14 protein-coding genes are annotated in these 12,670 nt (G+C 75.5%); 6 read left to right on the forward strand and 8 right to left on the reverse strand.

Annotation, left to right across the window (positions count from 1 at the left end):
* Window positions 1-110 precede the first annotated feature (110 nt).
* Window positions 111-1,808: a GAF domain-containing protein gene (locus AB0O82_RS18105; protein WP_363584860.1), complete on the reverse strand. Its 1,698-nt coding sequence runs from the start codon at window positions 1,806-1,808 to the stop codon at window positions 111-113.
* A gap of 339 nt (window positions 1,809-2,147) precedes the next feature.
* Between AB0O82_RS18105 and AB0O82_RS18110 the strand changes: the two genes are divergently transcribed.
* The 3 genes from AB0O82_RS18110 to AB0O82_RS18120 all read left to right on the forward strand — a co-directional run bounded on the left by AB0O82_RS18110 (window position 2,148) and on the right by AB0O82_RS18120 (window position 3,915).
* Window positions 2,148-3,014 (forward strand): universal stress protein, encoded by an 867-nt coding sequence (locus tag AB0O82_RS18110; protein WP_363584739.1) that lies wholly within the window; start codon window positions 2,148-2,150, stop codon window positions 3,012-3,014.
* Between the two features lie 266 nt (window positions 3,015-3,280).
* A complete protein-coding gene (locus AB0O82_RS18115; RefSeq protein WP_363584741.1) occupies window positions 3,281-3,496 on the forward strand; it encodes a type II toxin-antitoxin system VapB family antitoxin in 216 nt (71 codons plus the stop codon).
* Window positions 3,493-3,915, forward strand: a complete 423-nt coding sequence (locus AB0O82_RS18120) for a PIN domain nuclease (protein ID WP_363584743.1) — start codon at window positions 3,493-3,495, stop codon at window positions 3,913-3,915. Before AB0O82_RS18115 ends, AB0O82_RS18120 begins: the two co-directional genes overlap by 4 nt.
* 153 nt (window positions 3,916-4,068) lie before the next feature.
* Here AB0O82_RS18120 and AB0O82_RS18125 read toward each other — a convergent pair whose 3' ends face one another.
* From AB0O82_RS18125 to AB0O82_RS18135, 3 genes are read right to left on the reverse strand one after another with little or no spacing between them, the layout of a single operon-like run.
* Complete coding sequence (locus AB0O82_RS18125; protein ID WP_363584745.1) at window positions 4,069-4,587, reverse strand: copper chaperone PCu(A)C; 519 nt, start codon at window positions 4,585-4,587, stop codon at window positions 4,069-4,071.
* The gene (locus AB0O82_RS18130) at window positions 4,584-6,887 is read right to left on the reverse strand and encodes a heavy metal translocating P-type ATPase (RefSeq protein ID WP_363584747.1); all 2,304 of its coding nucleotides are present in this window, start codon (window positions 6,885-6,887) and stop codon (window positions 4,584-4,586) included. Before AB0O82_RS18130 ends, AB0O82_RS18125 begins: the two co-directional genes overlap by 4 nt.
* Window positions 6,884-7,048: a hypothetical protein gene (locus AB0O82_RS18135; RefSeq protein ID WP_350879799.1), complete on the reverse strand. Its 165-nt coding sequence runs from the start codon at window positions 7,046-7,048 to the stop codon at window positions 6,884-6,886. Before AB0O82_RS18135 ends, AB0O82_RS18130 begins: the two co-directional genes overlap by 4 nt.
* Window positions 7,049-7,516: 468 nt before the next feature.
* Between AB0O82_RS18135 and AB0O82_RS18140 the strand changes: the two genes are divergently transcribed.
* A complete protein-coding gene (locus AB0O82_RS18140; protein WP_363584749.1) occupies window positions 7,517-7,954 on the forward strand; it encodes a hypothetical protein in 438 nt (145 codons plus the stop codon).
* A gap of 90 nt (window positions 7,955-8,044) precedes the next feature.
* Here AB0O82_RS18140 and AB0O82_RS18145 read toward each other — a convergent pair whose 3' ends face one another.
* From AB0O82_RS18145 to AB0O82_RS18155, 3 genes are all read right to left on the reverse strand, one after another.
* The gene (locus AB0O82_RS18145) at window positions 8,045-8,458 is read right to left on the reverse strand and encodes an NTP pyrophosphohydrolase (protein ID WP_363584751.1); all 414 of its coding nucleotides are present in this window, start codon (window positions 8,456-8,458) and stop codon (window positions 8,045-8,047) included.
* 84 nt (window positions 8,459-8,542) lie between these two features.
* The gene (locus AB0O82_RS18150) at window positions 8,543-8,953 is read right to left on the reverse strand and encodes a PPOX class F420-dependent oxidoreductase (RefSeq protein WP_363584753.1); all 411 of its coding nucleotides are present in this window, start codon (window positions 8,951-8,953) and stop codon (window positions 8,543-8,545) included.
* On the reverse strand, window positions 8,950-10,188 hold the full coding sequence (locus tag AB0O82_RS18155) for a D-alanyl-D-alanine carboxypeptidase (protein WP_363584862.1): 1,239 nt from the start codon (window positions 10,186-10,188) through the stop codon (window positions 8,950-8,952). Before AB0O82_RS18155 ends, AB0O82_RS18150 begins: the two co-directional genes overlap by 4 nt.
* A gap of 296 nt (window positions 10,189-10,484) precedes the next feature.
* Between AB0O82_RS18155 and AB0O82_RS18160 the strand changes: the two genes are divergently transcribed.
* Window positions 10,485-10,682 carry a hypothetical protein gene (locus AB0O82_RS18160; protein WP_363373336.1) on the forward strand — a complete coding sequence of 66 codons (198 nt, stop codon included), beginning with the start codon at window positions 10,485-10,487 and terminating at the stop codon, window positions 10,680-10,682.
* A gap of 8 nt (window positions 10,683-10,690) precedes the next feature.
* On the opposite strand, the gene AB0O82_RS18165 is transcribed toward AB0O82_RS18160, so the two are convergent.
* Window positions 10,691-11,494 (reverse strand): TetR/AcrR family transcriptional regulator C-terminal domain-containing protein, encoded by an 804-nt coding sequence (locus AB0O82_RS18165; RefSeq protein ID WP_363584755.1) that lies wholly within the window; start codon window positions 11,492-11,494, stop codon window positions 10,691-10,693.
* A gap of 82 nt (window positions 11,495-11,576) precedes the next feature.
* On the opposite strand from AB0O82_RS18165, the gene AB0O82_RS18170 reads away from it, so the two are divergent.
* Window positions 11,577-12,428: a siderophore-interacting protein gene (locus AB0O82_RS18170; RefSeq protein WP_363584757.1), complete on the forward strand. Its 852-nt coding sequence runs from the start codon at window positions 11,577-11,579 to the stop codon at window positions 12,426-12,428.
* Window positions 12,429-12,670 lie beyond the last annotated feature (242 nt).

Consider the following 12,670-nt stretch of genomic DNA (forward strand, 5'->3'; position numbering starts at 1 on the left):
AAGGGGGCGTGCTTGACGTGTGAACCCGCCCGAGGACGTTCGGTCGTTCGAGTAGGGACGGCGTGCGCAAGGGGGCGGAGCGGCGTGGGCGAAGGCCCGGTGACGGCACGTCAGGAGCTGAGCGGGGCCTCCCAGGAGAGCCGGGTGCCGCCGCCCTCGGCGAGCCCGACCGTGAAGGCGCCGCCCACCCGCTCGGCCCGCTCGGCGAGGTTGCGCAGCCCGCTGCGCCGGCCGCCCTCGGGAACGCCCACCCCGTCGTCGGCCACCACCAGGGACACCCGCCCGGCGAGCGCCCGCAGCGTCACCTCCACCCGGCCCGCCCGCGCGTGCCGGGCGGCGTTGCTGAGCGCCTCGCCGAGGACGGCCACCACGTGGTCGGCCAGTTCCTGCGGCACGTCGGTGTCCAGCAGGCCCTCCATGCTCAGCCGGGGCGCGAAGCCGAGCGTCCCCTGCGCCTCGGCGGCGACGCGGGTGGCGCGGGCGCGCAGGCCCCGGTCGGGCTCGCTGTGGGCGCGCAGCCCGAAGATCGTCGACCGGATGATCTTGATGGTCTCGTCCAGGTCCGCCACCGCGCGGGCGACCCGGTCGGCGGCGGCCGGGCTGTCGATCAGCCGGCCCGCACTCTGCAACGTCATCCCGGTCGCGAACAGCCGCTGGATCGCCAGGTCGTGCAGGTCCCGGGCGATCCGGTCACGGTCCTCCAGCAGCGTCAGCTGCTCGGCGTCGCGCCGCCGCTCGGCCAGCTCCAGGGCTAGCGCCGCCTGGTCCGCGAAGCCCAGCAGCGGCCCGGTCTCGTCCGGCCCGAAGGCCGGCCGTCCGGCGGCGCGGGCCAGCAGCAGCACGCCCCGCCCGTACCCCGCCCCGGTGCCCAGCGGCACCGCGACCGCCGGGCCCAGCCCGTCGAAGCGCCCCGCCGGGCCCGCCGGGTAGCGGGCGTCGCAGGCCAGGTCGTCGCTGGTCACCGGTGAACCGGAGGCGTACGCGGCGCCCGACAGCGTGCCGTCCACCGGCACCGTCACCCCCAGCCGCGCAGCGGGCGCCCCGCCCAGCGCGACCTCCACCGTCAGCTCCTCCGCCCGCTCCTGCGGACCGTCCAGCGCCACCGAGACGTCGGCCAGCTCGGCGCCGGCGATCTCCCCGGCCCGGCGGGCGATCAGCTCCACCACCTCCAGCCGGGGCGCGCCCGACAGCAGGCTGCGGCTGATCTCCGCGCTGGCCCGCAGCCAGCGCTGGCGCAGCTGCGCCTCCTCGTACAGCCGGGCGTTGTCGATCGCCACCCCGGCCGCGACCGCCAGGGTGGAGATCACCGCCTCGTCGTCGGTGTCGAAGTCCAGCCCGCCGCGCTTGTCGGTGAGGTACAGGTTCCCGAACACCTCGCCGTGCACCCGCACCGGCACCCCGAGGAAGGTGTGCATCGGCGGATGGTTCGGCGGGAAGCCCGCCGAGGCGGGGTGCTCGGACAGCACCGGGCAGCGCAGCGGCTGCGGGTCGCGGATCAACTCCCCGAGGATGCCCCGGCCGGACGGCGGCGGGCCGATCTCGGCGATCTCCTCCTCGGACAGTCCCACCGTCAGGAACTGCGACAGCGAGTGCCCGTCCGGGCCGATCACTCCGAGCGCGGCGTAGCGGGCGTCCACCAGGTCGGCGGCGGCCTCGACGATCCGGTGCAGAGCCTGGGCGAGGTCCAGCTCCCGGCCGACCGCGAGCACCGCCTCCAGCAGGCTGTGCACCCGGTTCTGGGTGCCGCGCGCCGCGTCGATCCGCCACTGGAGCTCCTCCAGCAGCTCGTCCAGGCGCAGCCGGGGCATCCGCGCGCCGCCGACCGCCGCGCTGCCGTCCGCTCCGCCCACCGCTGTCCTCCTCGTACTCGCCCCGGCCCGTCCTCCACCCGCCGCCGGAGGGCGCCAGGTGCCGCCCGATCAGGGCGATTGCCGGATTCACGGTAGTGCCCGGGTGTCGGCACCCCGCACGCCGGGGTGCGCCGTACGCTCCCACGGGCGGGCCTTTCGTCCCGTCACCGAGGGGCCTGCGGCCTCTGTCGCGAGGCCCTGGCGGACCGCCAGGGTGGGGGAGGAGCGGACGGGCCGTCAGTGCGCACACCGTCCCCGCGCCGCCCCACCAAGCGCCGACACAGTGGAGGAACCCTCATGACGCCATCCGTCCTGGCCGGGGTCGACGGCTCGCCGGAGAGCACCACCGCCGCCCTCTGGGCCGCCGACGAGGCGGTGCTCCGGGGCGCCCCGCTGCGTCTGGTGCACGCCTGGCCGTGGCTGACCGACGGTGTGGCCACCTTCGCCGAGCCCGACGACCTGCCGGCCGCCGCACAGCGGGTGCTGGCCTCGGCCGCCGACGCGATCCGCGAGCGCCACCCCGACCTGGTGGTGCACACCGACGCCGTCCTGGACGCGCCGGTGGACGGCCTGGTCGCCGCTGCCGCGGACGCCGCCCTCCTGGTGCTCGGCTCGCGCGGCCTCGGCGGCTTCACCGGGCTGCTGCTCGGCTCGGTCGGCATGGCCGCGGCCGCCCGCAGCACGGTGCCGGTGGTCGTGGTGCGCGAGCCGGGCGCGCCCGACGGGGCCGGCGATGACGGGCCCGAGGTGCTGGTCGGCGTCGACGCGCACGCCCCGGAGGAGGAGGTGCTCGCCTTCGCCTTCCAGGAGGCCGCCCTGCGCGGCGCCCGGCTGCGGGCCGTGCACGGCTGGGACCTCCCGCCGGTCTTCGGCTACGCCGGCGGGGCCGTGCCGCCCACCGAGATCGCCCAACTGGAGGCGCTGGAGGCCAAGCTGCTCACCCTCGCCCTGGCCGGCCAGCGCGAGCGGCACCCGGACACCGTGGTGATCGAGGACGTCCGGCTCGGCTCCGCCCGCGGCCTGGTCGAAGCCTCCGCCGGTGCCGCCCTCCTGGTCGTCGGCCGCCGCCACCGCTCCCTCGACTTCGGCCCCCGCCTCGGCCGCGTCGCCCACGCCGCCCTGCACCACGCCCAGTCCCCGGTCGCCGTCATCCCCCACCCCTGACCGACGGCCCGGAGGCGCACGCTCGGAACGCGGGCCAAGGCAACCCCTCACGAGTTCGAATCTCACCTCCTCCGCCGGCCGATGGCCCGGACCGCACAGCGGTCCGGGCCATCGGCGTATCCCGTCCGAGGAACCCAGGGGGGCGCCAACGTGCGCGGCGTCGCAGGCGTTCCGGCAGTGCTGGGCATCGCCGTCCACGCATCCCTTCCGCCTGGAACATGTCGAGATATACTTCAGATGCGAGTTGATATCAGGAGGTGCATCACATGAGCCGGACCGTGATCGACCTGGACGACGAGCTGCTCGCCGACGTGGCTCAGGCTCTCGGCACCAGCACCAAGAGGGAGACGGTCAACACCGCTCTGCGTGAGGTGCTGGAGAACAGGCGGCGAGCGCTCGCCCTCACACGGCTGCGTGCCGCGGCGGATGCGGGGGCCTTCGACCTGGAGATCTTCGAGGACAAGAGGAACTACCGTCGGTGAACGCGGCGCAATTCCTGATCGACACCAGCGCGCTCGCGCGCTTCATGCGCGGCGACGCCGAGCAGTACGGCTGGGACCAAGCCGCAGCGGCGGGCTTGGTCGCAAGCTGCCCCATCACCGAACTTGAGTTCTTCTACAGCGCGCGGACAGCGGCCGACCGCGCTCAGGGGATCGAGGACATGCGGCTGCTGTTCGGCTGGGTGCCGGTCGATGACCGCGCCTACGACCGCGCCTGGTACGTCCAGGGCATGCTGACCAAACGAGGTCAGCACCGCAGCGCCGGAGCCGTGGACCTGGTCGTCGCGGCCACAGCGGAACTGCAAGGCCTGACCCTTCTGCACCGGGACCGCGACTTCGAGTGCATCGCGAGCGTCACCGGACAGGCCCTCCAGTGGTACGGGCCGGAGGCCGGCAAATGAATCCGGTCCGTTCCGGTCCAGGACTGGGAGCCGGGAAAGGGGCCTGATCCTGTTCGAACCGCAATCTCGTGTTCTCTGCCTCCGCCCGACAGGCCATCGGCCGGGCCGGATCACGCCTCGACGGGGGGCGGGGCGTGATCCGGCCGGGGAGTGTCAGTTCGCCGGGGGTTCGGTCGGGCGGGGGCGGGTGCCCGGGGGGAGGACTTGGGCCCTGAGATGAAGGTCCGGGCTGTGGCGGAAGCCGAGGGTGAAGTCCACCCACTGGCCGGCCCGTAGGGGTGGGGGGTCGGCGATCATCAGGTCGGCGTCCTCCGGGGCCATCGCCAGCTCGCCGCGGCCCGGGATCGGGAGGGCGGCCACCGGCTCCCAGCGGCCTGCGGCGCCCTGGTGGAGGTGCCGCTTGATCGTGATCCTGCCGCCGAACTCCCAGCTGGCGGAGGTCAGTTCGTCCGGTACGTCGCCCGGGTTGCGGATCGTGAAGAACGCCGCCGTGGCCGGGGCCGCGCCCGCCGTCGGCAGTAGCAGCCAGCCCGGGCCGGCCTCCACCGGCCGGGGCCGCCCGGCCCCGCCGACCGCCGTCCACCCGGTCAGCAGCACCAGCGTCAGCGCCGCCGCGCCCACCGGCGGGCCGACCACCCGCAGCCGTCCGATCGCGCTCATCGCCGTGCTCATCGCCGCGCCCCCTTCCGGGCCGCCGAGGCGCCGCGCCCGGGCTGCCAGGTGCGCAGCCGCAGGCTGTTGCCGACCACCAGCAGCGAGCTGAGCGACATCGCCACCGCCGCCAGCATCGGGTTGAGCAGGCCGACGGCCGCCAGCGGGATCAGCACCACGTTGTAGCCGAAGGCCCACAGCAGATTGGCCCGGATCGTGCCGAGGGTGCGCCGGGCCAACCGGACGGCGTCCACCACCGCCTCGATGTCGCCGCGCACCAGGGTGAGTCCGGCCGCGCCGATCGCGGCGTCGCTGCCCGAGGCCAGCGCCACCCCGAGGTCCGCCGAGGCCAGTGCCACCGCGTCGTTGACGCCGTCGCCGACCACCGCGACCGTCCGCCCGGCGCCCCGCAGCTCGGCCACCACCGCGGCCTTGCCCTCCGGCGAGGCCGCGGCGTGCACCCGTTCGATGCCCAGCTCGCGCGCCACCGCCCGGGCCGCGCCCGGGCCGTCGCCGGTCAGCAGGACGGTCTCCAGTCCCATCCCGCGCAGCCGGTGGAGCGCCCGCCAGCTGCCCGAGCGCAGCGTGTCGCCGACGGCGAGCACGGCCGCGGCCCGCCCGTCCAGTTCGACCACCACGGCCGTGCGGCCGGTGTCCGAGGCGGCGGTGACCGCGTCCGCGAGGTCGGCGGGCAGCGGCTGCGCCGTGCCGTCCGGGCGGACCACCCGTATGCTCCGGCCCTCGACCACCCCGGACACCCCGACCCCGGTGGCGGCCGCGAAGCCGTCCACCGCGGGGAGCGGACCGCAGCGCTCCCGCGCGGCCGCCGCCACGGCCCGCCCGATCGGGTGCTCCGAGCGGTGTTCCACCGCGCCGGCCAGCCGCAGCACCGCACCCTCGTCGAGACCTTCGCCGAGACCTTCGCCGAGCCCCGAGTCGAAGTCCTGGGCGACCGTCACCGCCGCCAGTTCCATCCGTCCGGTGGTCAGCGTCCCGGTCTTGTCCAGCACCACGGTGTCGACCCGGCGCAGGCTCTCCAGTACCTCCGGGCCGCGCACCAGCACGCCCAGTTCCGCGCCCCGCCCGGTCGCCGCCAGCAGCGCCGTCGGGGTGGCCAGGCCCAGGGCGCACGGGCAGGCGACCACCAGCACGGCGACCGCCGCCGTCACCGCCGCCTGCGGGGCCGCGCCCGCGCCGAGCCAGAAGCCCAGCACGCACACCGCGCCCGCCAGCACGCACGGCACGAACACCCCGGCCACCGCGTCGGCGAGGCGCTGCGCCCGGGCCTTGCCGGCCTGGGCGTCCGCCACCAGCGCGGTGATCCGAGCGAGTTGGGTGTCGGCGCCGACGGCCGTCGCCCGAACCACCAGCGCGCCGCCGACGTTGACGGTCGCGCCGGCCACCGCGTCCCCGGGGCCGACCTCCACCGGCACGCTCTCCCCGGTCAGCAGGCTCAGGTCGAGCGCCGAACCGCCTTCGACCACCACCCCGTCGGTGGCCACCCGTTCACCCGGCCGCACCACGAACTCCTGCCCGGGCAGCAGCAGTTCGATCGGTACCAGGCGCTCCTCGCCGGTCCCGCCGTCCCGGACGCACACCTGCTTCGCGCCCAGTTCGGCCAGCGCCCGCAGCGCGGAACCGCTGCGCCGCCGCACCCGGCCCTCCAGCAGCCGCCCGGCCAGCACGAACAGCGGCACCCCGACCGCCGCCTCCAGGTAGACGTGCGCCGTGCCGCTGCCGTCCGCGGTCAGCGAGAACGGCATCCGCATGCCGACCTCCCCGGCGCCGCCGAACACCAGCGCGTACGCGGACCAGCCGAAGGACGCCACCACCCCCAGGCTGACCAGGGTGTCCATGGTGGCCGCCGCGTGCCGCAGCCCCTGCCAGGCCCGGCGGTGGAACCCGACCGACCCCCAGGTCACCACCGGGACGGCCAGCGCGAAGCAGACCCACTGCCAGGCGGGGAACTGTAGTGACGGCACCATCGACAGCACCACCACCGGGACGGCCAGCAGCGTCGTCACCAGCAGCCGCCAGCGCTCCGCCGGCTCCTCGTCCGGCAGCCCGACGCCCGCCCCGGCGGGCGCCAACTCGGCGGTGTATCCCGCTCGTTCGACGGCCGCCACCAGCTCTGCGACCGGCACCCCGGCCGGGTGCAGCACCCGGGCCCGACCGGTCGCCAGGTTCACCCCGGCCGTCACTCCGTCGATCCGGGCCAGCCGCTTCTCCACCCGGCCCACGCAGGCCGCGCAGGTCATCCCGCCGACCGCCAGATCGGTGCTCACCAGGGCCCCGGCGTCGGCCCCCGCGACCGGGCTCATCGCATCCCGCCCATGTCGTGCCCGCCCATCCCGGGTGCCCCGGGCGACGCGCCGCCCCCGGGCGTCAGCCCCGGGGACACCGGGCCCGCCTGCCGTCCCACCGCGTACGCCACCACGAACACCACCACCAGCAGCAGGGCGAACCCCGCCAGCACACTCAAGGGCCGGACACCCGGCGACTTCGCACTCACCCCCCAGCAGTCGGACGACGGGCACGGTTGGTTCCCGTACGGTCCGAACCGGTGGGGACCGGTGGGAGCGCCCTGGCGTCGCGGGCCCGGCGAGACCCGTACGGCGGGCCTCGGGCCCGGATTAATTCGGATGACGCACCCGGTGTGACCAGGTAGCGTCCGGGACGGCGCCTCCCGATGCGCTGGGCCCCGGCTACTACCCGTCAACTAGATGCCGGTGCCCGTGGTCGGGTTCCGGGAGGCGCCCATACGCGTTCAGCCCCGGGGTCGCTTCAGCCCGCCGCGCGGGGGCGTGGTTCGAGGGCCGGGGTTCGGGCGAATCCGCCCTCGGCGAAATCTGATCGTCATAAGATCCCTTCGTGTGCCGAGGGTCGGCACCCGGCCCGGCCGCGCGCGCTCGTGCGGCCGGACGGATGGTCAACGCAGCGGGGAGTAGCGATGACACGTACGGGGAAGCGGATGCTGGCCGCCAGCGCGGCCGCCCTTGCGGCGGTACTGGCGGTCGCCGGGACGGCCTCGGCGCAGCCGGGCCCGGCTGCGGTCCAGAGCGGTATGGGGACGGGGGAGATCCTGCCGCACCCGGGGGAGACGGGCCTGATCTGGATCCCGGACTGGATCGGCGACGGCGGCGCGGTGACGGCCTCCGTCAACCCCTCGCAGCCCTTCACCGTGACGGTGGGCTGCCAGGGCGGCGGCTCGGTCCAGGTCCACGTCGCCGGCCTGGCGCCGGCCGACTTCACGGTCCAGTGCCCGGTCGGCGCGACCGGCATCGGCTCGGTGGAGATCCCCGCCCGGCCCGGCCGGGACCTCCTGTTCACGGTGACCGCCTCCGACCAGGCGATCCACTGGGGCATGTACGCCACCCAGGCGGACTGACCCCGCCGCGCGTCCCGGAACGGGTCCCGTTCGGTCCTGCCGCGCGCGACAGGACTGAACGGGACTGAACGGGACTGAACGGGACCGGCCCTAACGCCGCACGCTGCGCGGCCCGGTGACCGCCGCGCCCAGCGCGCCGACCCGGGCCCGCAGTTCGCGGTCGGCGGTGACGACCAGGCAGTCCCGGTCCGGCTGTTCGGCTCTGGCCGCCCGGACCAGCTCGACGATCCGGTCGTCACCGCTGCCGGCCGCCGCGACCACCCGTACCTCGGGCAGTCCGTCCACACCTCGGGCCGCGCCCTCCACGACCAGCACCACCTCCAGCGGCCCGGGCCGCTCCGGCAGGCCCTGCCCGGCGACGGCGACCAGCGCGTCCCGCAGCCGCTCGGCGGCGCCCCGTCGATCCCGCCACCACCCGTCGGGCACCGACCCGACCACGTTGGCCGCGTCCACCACCAGCAGCGGCAGCCCGCCCCGGGCCCCGTCCGCGTCCCTGTCCTCCATGGCCTCTCCCACGCCCTTCCTCGTCACGCCTTTCCCCGGGCCGGCCCGGCGAGTGACCGGGGGCCCCGCCAGCCGGGTGGCGCGTCAGGTGAGGGTGATCCGGATGCCGACGGTGCCGCGCTCGCCGCGGCGCAGGCGGCTGCCGAGCAGGGTGAGCACACCGAGCAGGCCGTACTTCTGGCGCAGCAGGGTGCGGTAGGCGGCGGTGCGTTCGGGGTTGAGGATCTCGGCGGTGGCGGGGTACTGCTCGCCGGTCGGCCGGCCCTTGACGTCGCAGGGGCCCACCAGGACGTCCGCGCGGTTGCGGATCCGCTTGACCTTCCAGGAGTCGGCGACGGTCCAGACGCCGAGCGCCTCGCCGTCGCGCACCACCCACACCGGGGTCGGCACGGTGGTGCCGTCCTTCTTGTAGGTGGTGACGAGCAGGTAGCTCCCGGAGGAGAGGCTGACGATCCGGGCGAGCCGGTCGGAGGAAACGGGGTCGGGCGTGGTCATGGCCGGAAGTCTAGGGCGTGCCTGACCAGGGCCCGGGCCCGGCGGGCCAGCCCGCGGTGGCCGTGCCCGCCGAGGGCGGTGGCGCCCGGGTCGGGGAGCGCGGCCGGGTCGGCGGCGAGTGCGGCGCGGCGGCGGGCGGCGGTGCGCCCGGCGGCCCACAGGGCGAGGACGGCGCCGAGTGCGATGGCCGTCCAGGCGGCCGGGGCGAGGCCGGGGTCGTTGCCCCGGACGGCCTGCGGGTGCGCCTGACCGGCGATGGCGGCGGGGGCGGCGGAGGAGGCAGCGCCGGCCCGGCCGGTGATGGTGGCCGGGCGGGCGGCGGCGGTGTCCTCCACCAGTTGCCCGACCGGCTGGACCTTGTCGGCCGCCGCGAAGCCCCAGTCGAGCAGCTCGGCCGCCTCGTCGTAGACCCGGGTCTGGGTGTCCGGGTGCATCACCGTCACCAGCAGCGTGCGGCCGCCGCGCTGGGCGGCGCCGGTGAAGGTGGCGCCCGCGTTGGTGGTGTAGCCGTTCTTGACGCCGATCAGGCCCTGGTACTTGCCGAGCAGCCGGTCGGTGTTGGCGATGTCGAAGCTGGTGCGCTGCCCGGTGAGCTTGTCGAGTCCGCCGGGGAAGTGCGCGGTGCGGGTGGAGCAGTAGGAGCGGAAGTCGGCGTTGCGCAGCCCGGCGCGGGCGAACAGGGTGAGGTCGTAGGCGGAGGAGACCTGGCCGTCCATGTCGTAGCCGTCGGGGGAGACCACCTTGGTGTCGCGCGCTTGCAGGGCCTGGGCACGGGACTGCATCTCGGCGACGGTCTGCTGGAGGCCGCCGTTCATGTGCGCGAGGACGTGGACGGCGTCGTTGCCGGAGCTGAGGAAGACGCCCCGCCAGAGGTCCTCGACGCGGTACGGCAGGTCCTCCTTGACGCCGACGAGGCTGCTGCCGGCGCCGACGTTGGCCAGTTCGGCCGTGGTGACCTTGTGCTCCGTCGTGCGGTCGAACTTGGGCAGCACGGTGTCCGCGAAGAGCATCTTCAGGGTGCTGGCCGGGGGGAGCTGGAGGTGGGCGTTGTGGGCCGCGAGGACCTCGCCGGTGCCGGCGTCGGCGACCAGCCAGGACCGCCCGGTCAACGTGGGCGGCAGCGCGGGCGCCCCGGCCAGCGGAGCGACCTGGACGGCGGACCGGCCGAGCCGTTCGCCGCCGATCGCACCGGCGGCGTCCTGCCCGGGGGCGGTCGGGGCGCCGGCGGCGAGCATCAGGGCGGACACCGCGGCGGCCGCCGCCACTCTGCTGACATGCTGTGGCATCTGCTGCACACGGCGAACGTACCCGGGGCGCCGCCGGGCCGCCGCGCCTGCTGCTCCGTCCGGATCCCGGGCGGGTACGGCGGTCCGGACCCCGGGCGGTACGGCACCGGGACGGCCGGGCGGCGGGCGGGCGGCGACCGACGGCTCCGGGACGGCCGGCGGAAGGCGCCGGGACGACTTTGGTCATCCCCGGGTCGCGCCGAAAGTCGGATTCCCGGGCGCCGGGAGCTGCCTAGGCTCGGGGCATGAAGACGCTGCTCGGCTATCTCGGTTTCGTGCTGATCCTCGGCGGCGGGTCCGGCCTGGCGGCGGACTGGCTGGGGGGCTTCCGGCTGTTCGGCTTCGTCCGTTTCCTGGTCCCGGACGGCCATGAGACCGCCGGGTACGCCACCCTGCTGGTGCTCGGCATCCTGCTGGCGATCCCGGCTGCCCGCCGAGGCTGATCAGCGGCTCAACCCGAGCCCTGATCCGCGCCCCGACCGGCACTCTGATCAGCCCCCGCCCCCGAGGCCGCCACGCCGTCGAGCAGGACGGCGAGCCCGGTGCGGAAGGCCGCCCGGTCGCGGTCCTGCGGCGTGCCGTCGGCGGCGCCCTGGAGGGCGGACAGCAGAGGGAAGCGCTCGGTGAAGTCCGGTGCCAGTTCGGCGAGTCGGGCGGACCGGGCGGTCCACCAGTCCTCGTCGGCGATGCCGGTCGCGGCGGCGGCGCCGCGCGATTCGGCGGCCACGGCGGCCGTGCCGCGGACGAACTGCCAGAGCGCCGCGACGACGCCGTGCAGCCGCGGGGGTGCGAGGGCGGCCGGTCGCAGGGCACGCAACAGGCTTTCCATGGCGGCGAGTTCGGCCGGTCCGAGCACCGGGCGGGCCTGCGATACCTGGAGGATCCAGGGGTGGCGCAGGTAGCAGGCGTACAGTTCCTCGGCCCAGGCGGTGACGGCGGGGCGCCAGCCGTCCAAGTCCGCGACGGACGGCCGCAGTTCGCCGAGTGCCCGGTCGTGCATCAGGTCGAGGAGTTCGGCCTTGCCCGGGACGTAGGTGTAGAGGGCCATGGCGGTGCGGCCGAGCCGTTCGCCGACGGCGCGCATCGAGAGCGCGGCCATGCCGTCCGCGTCGGCGACCGCGATGCCGGCGGAGACGATCGCGTCGACGCTGAGGCCCGGTTTGGGGCCGCTGCGCCCGGTGCGCGGTTGCGGTGGTGCGCCCCAGAGCAGGGACAGGGACCGGTGGGCGTCGCCCTGTCCGGCGTAGACGACCATGCAGCAACTCCTTATGGCGTAAAGTATCCTCGGCCGCGACAACTCTTTATGTCGTAAGGTTATCAACCGAAGGGGTTTTGCGATGACACTGCCCGTCACCTTCGCCGAGGTCGTCGAGGTCCGCCGGATCACGCCGCGCACCGCCCGGGTCACCTTCGAGGCCGAGGCCCTGGCGGACTCCGTGGGCACGGCGCCCGACCAGCAGGTGAAGCTGTGCTTCCCCCGCCCCGGCCAGGCGGTGCCCGAGCTGCCCGCGCAGAGCGACGACCCGATGAGCTGGTACCAGGCGTACCTGGCGATCCCCGAGGCGGGGCGCCCGCTGCTGCGCAGCTTCACCCTCCGGCGCCGGCGGCCCGGCACCCGCCTGGTCGAGATCGACTTCGTGCTGCACGGCGACACCGGTCCGGCCGCCGCCTGGGCGGAGCGCGCGGAGCCGGGGCAGCGGCTCGGGATGGTCGGCCCCTCGGCGCTGTACGCCCCGCCGGTCCCGCTCGCCGAGGCCGCCGCCGCTGCCGACTGGGTGCTGCTGGCGGGGGACGAGACGGCGCTGCCGGCGATCGCGACGCTGGTCGAGGCGCTGCCCGCCGGGGTGCGGGCCCTCGCGTTCGTCGAGGTCGCGGACGAGGCCGAGCGGCAGCCGCTGGAGAGCCGTGCCGAGCTGGCCGTGCACTGGTCGGTCCGGGGCGGGGCGGCCCCCGGGGTCGTGCTGGCCGGGGCCGTGCGGGCCGCCGCGCTGCCGGCCGGCGCGCCGTTCGCCTGGCTCGCGGGGGAGGCGGGCGCGGTGCGGGCGCTGCGCCGCCACCTGGTGGCGGAGCGCGGCGTGCCGAAGCGGTCGATCGACTTCACCGGGTACTGGCGCCACCGGCTGACCCAGGACGACGCGCCCACCGCCGAGGATCTGTCGGACGCCCAGGAGCGATTGGCCGCCGGCTGATCGGGTGCTGATCGCTCGCCGGTCGGGGGGTTCCGGCCACCGGGCGTCGGTGTGACCGCGCGCCCGTTCTGTCATGTCCGGTTTCAGAGTGGGTCCGGGGGGAAGGGTGTGTGGCGGTGCTGACGGTGTGTCCCAGGTGGCGGTGGTCCGCCACTGTCCAGAGTTCGCCACCGATTTTTTCCGACCGGGATCGGACAGTTCCGACCGGGTCTGGTCAGCGAAAAGGGGCGGACATGGCCCGA

The sequence above is a fragment of the Kitasatospora sp. NPDC088264 genome (assembly GCF_040685715.1).
Lineage (GTDB): Bacteria > Actinomycetota > Actinomycetes > Streptomycetales > Streptomycetaceae > Kitasatospora.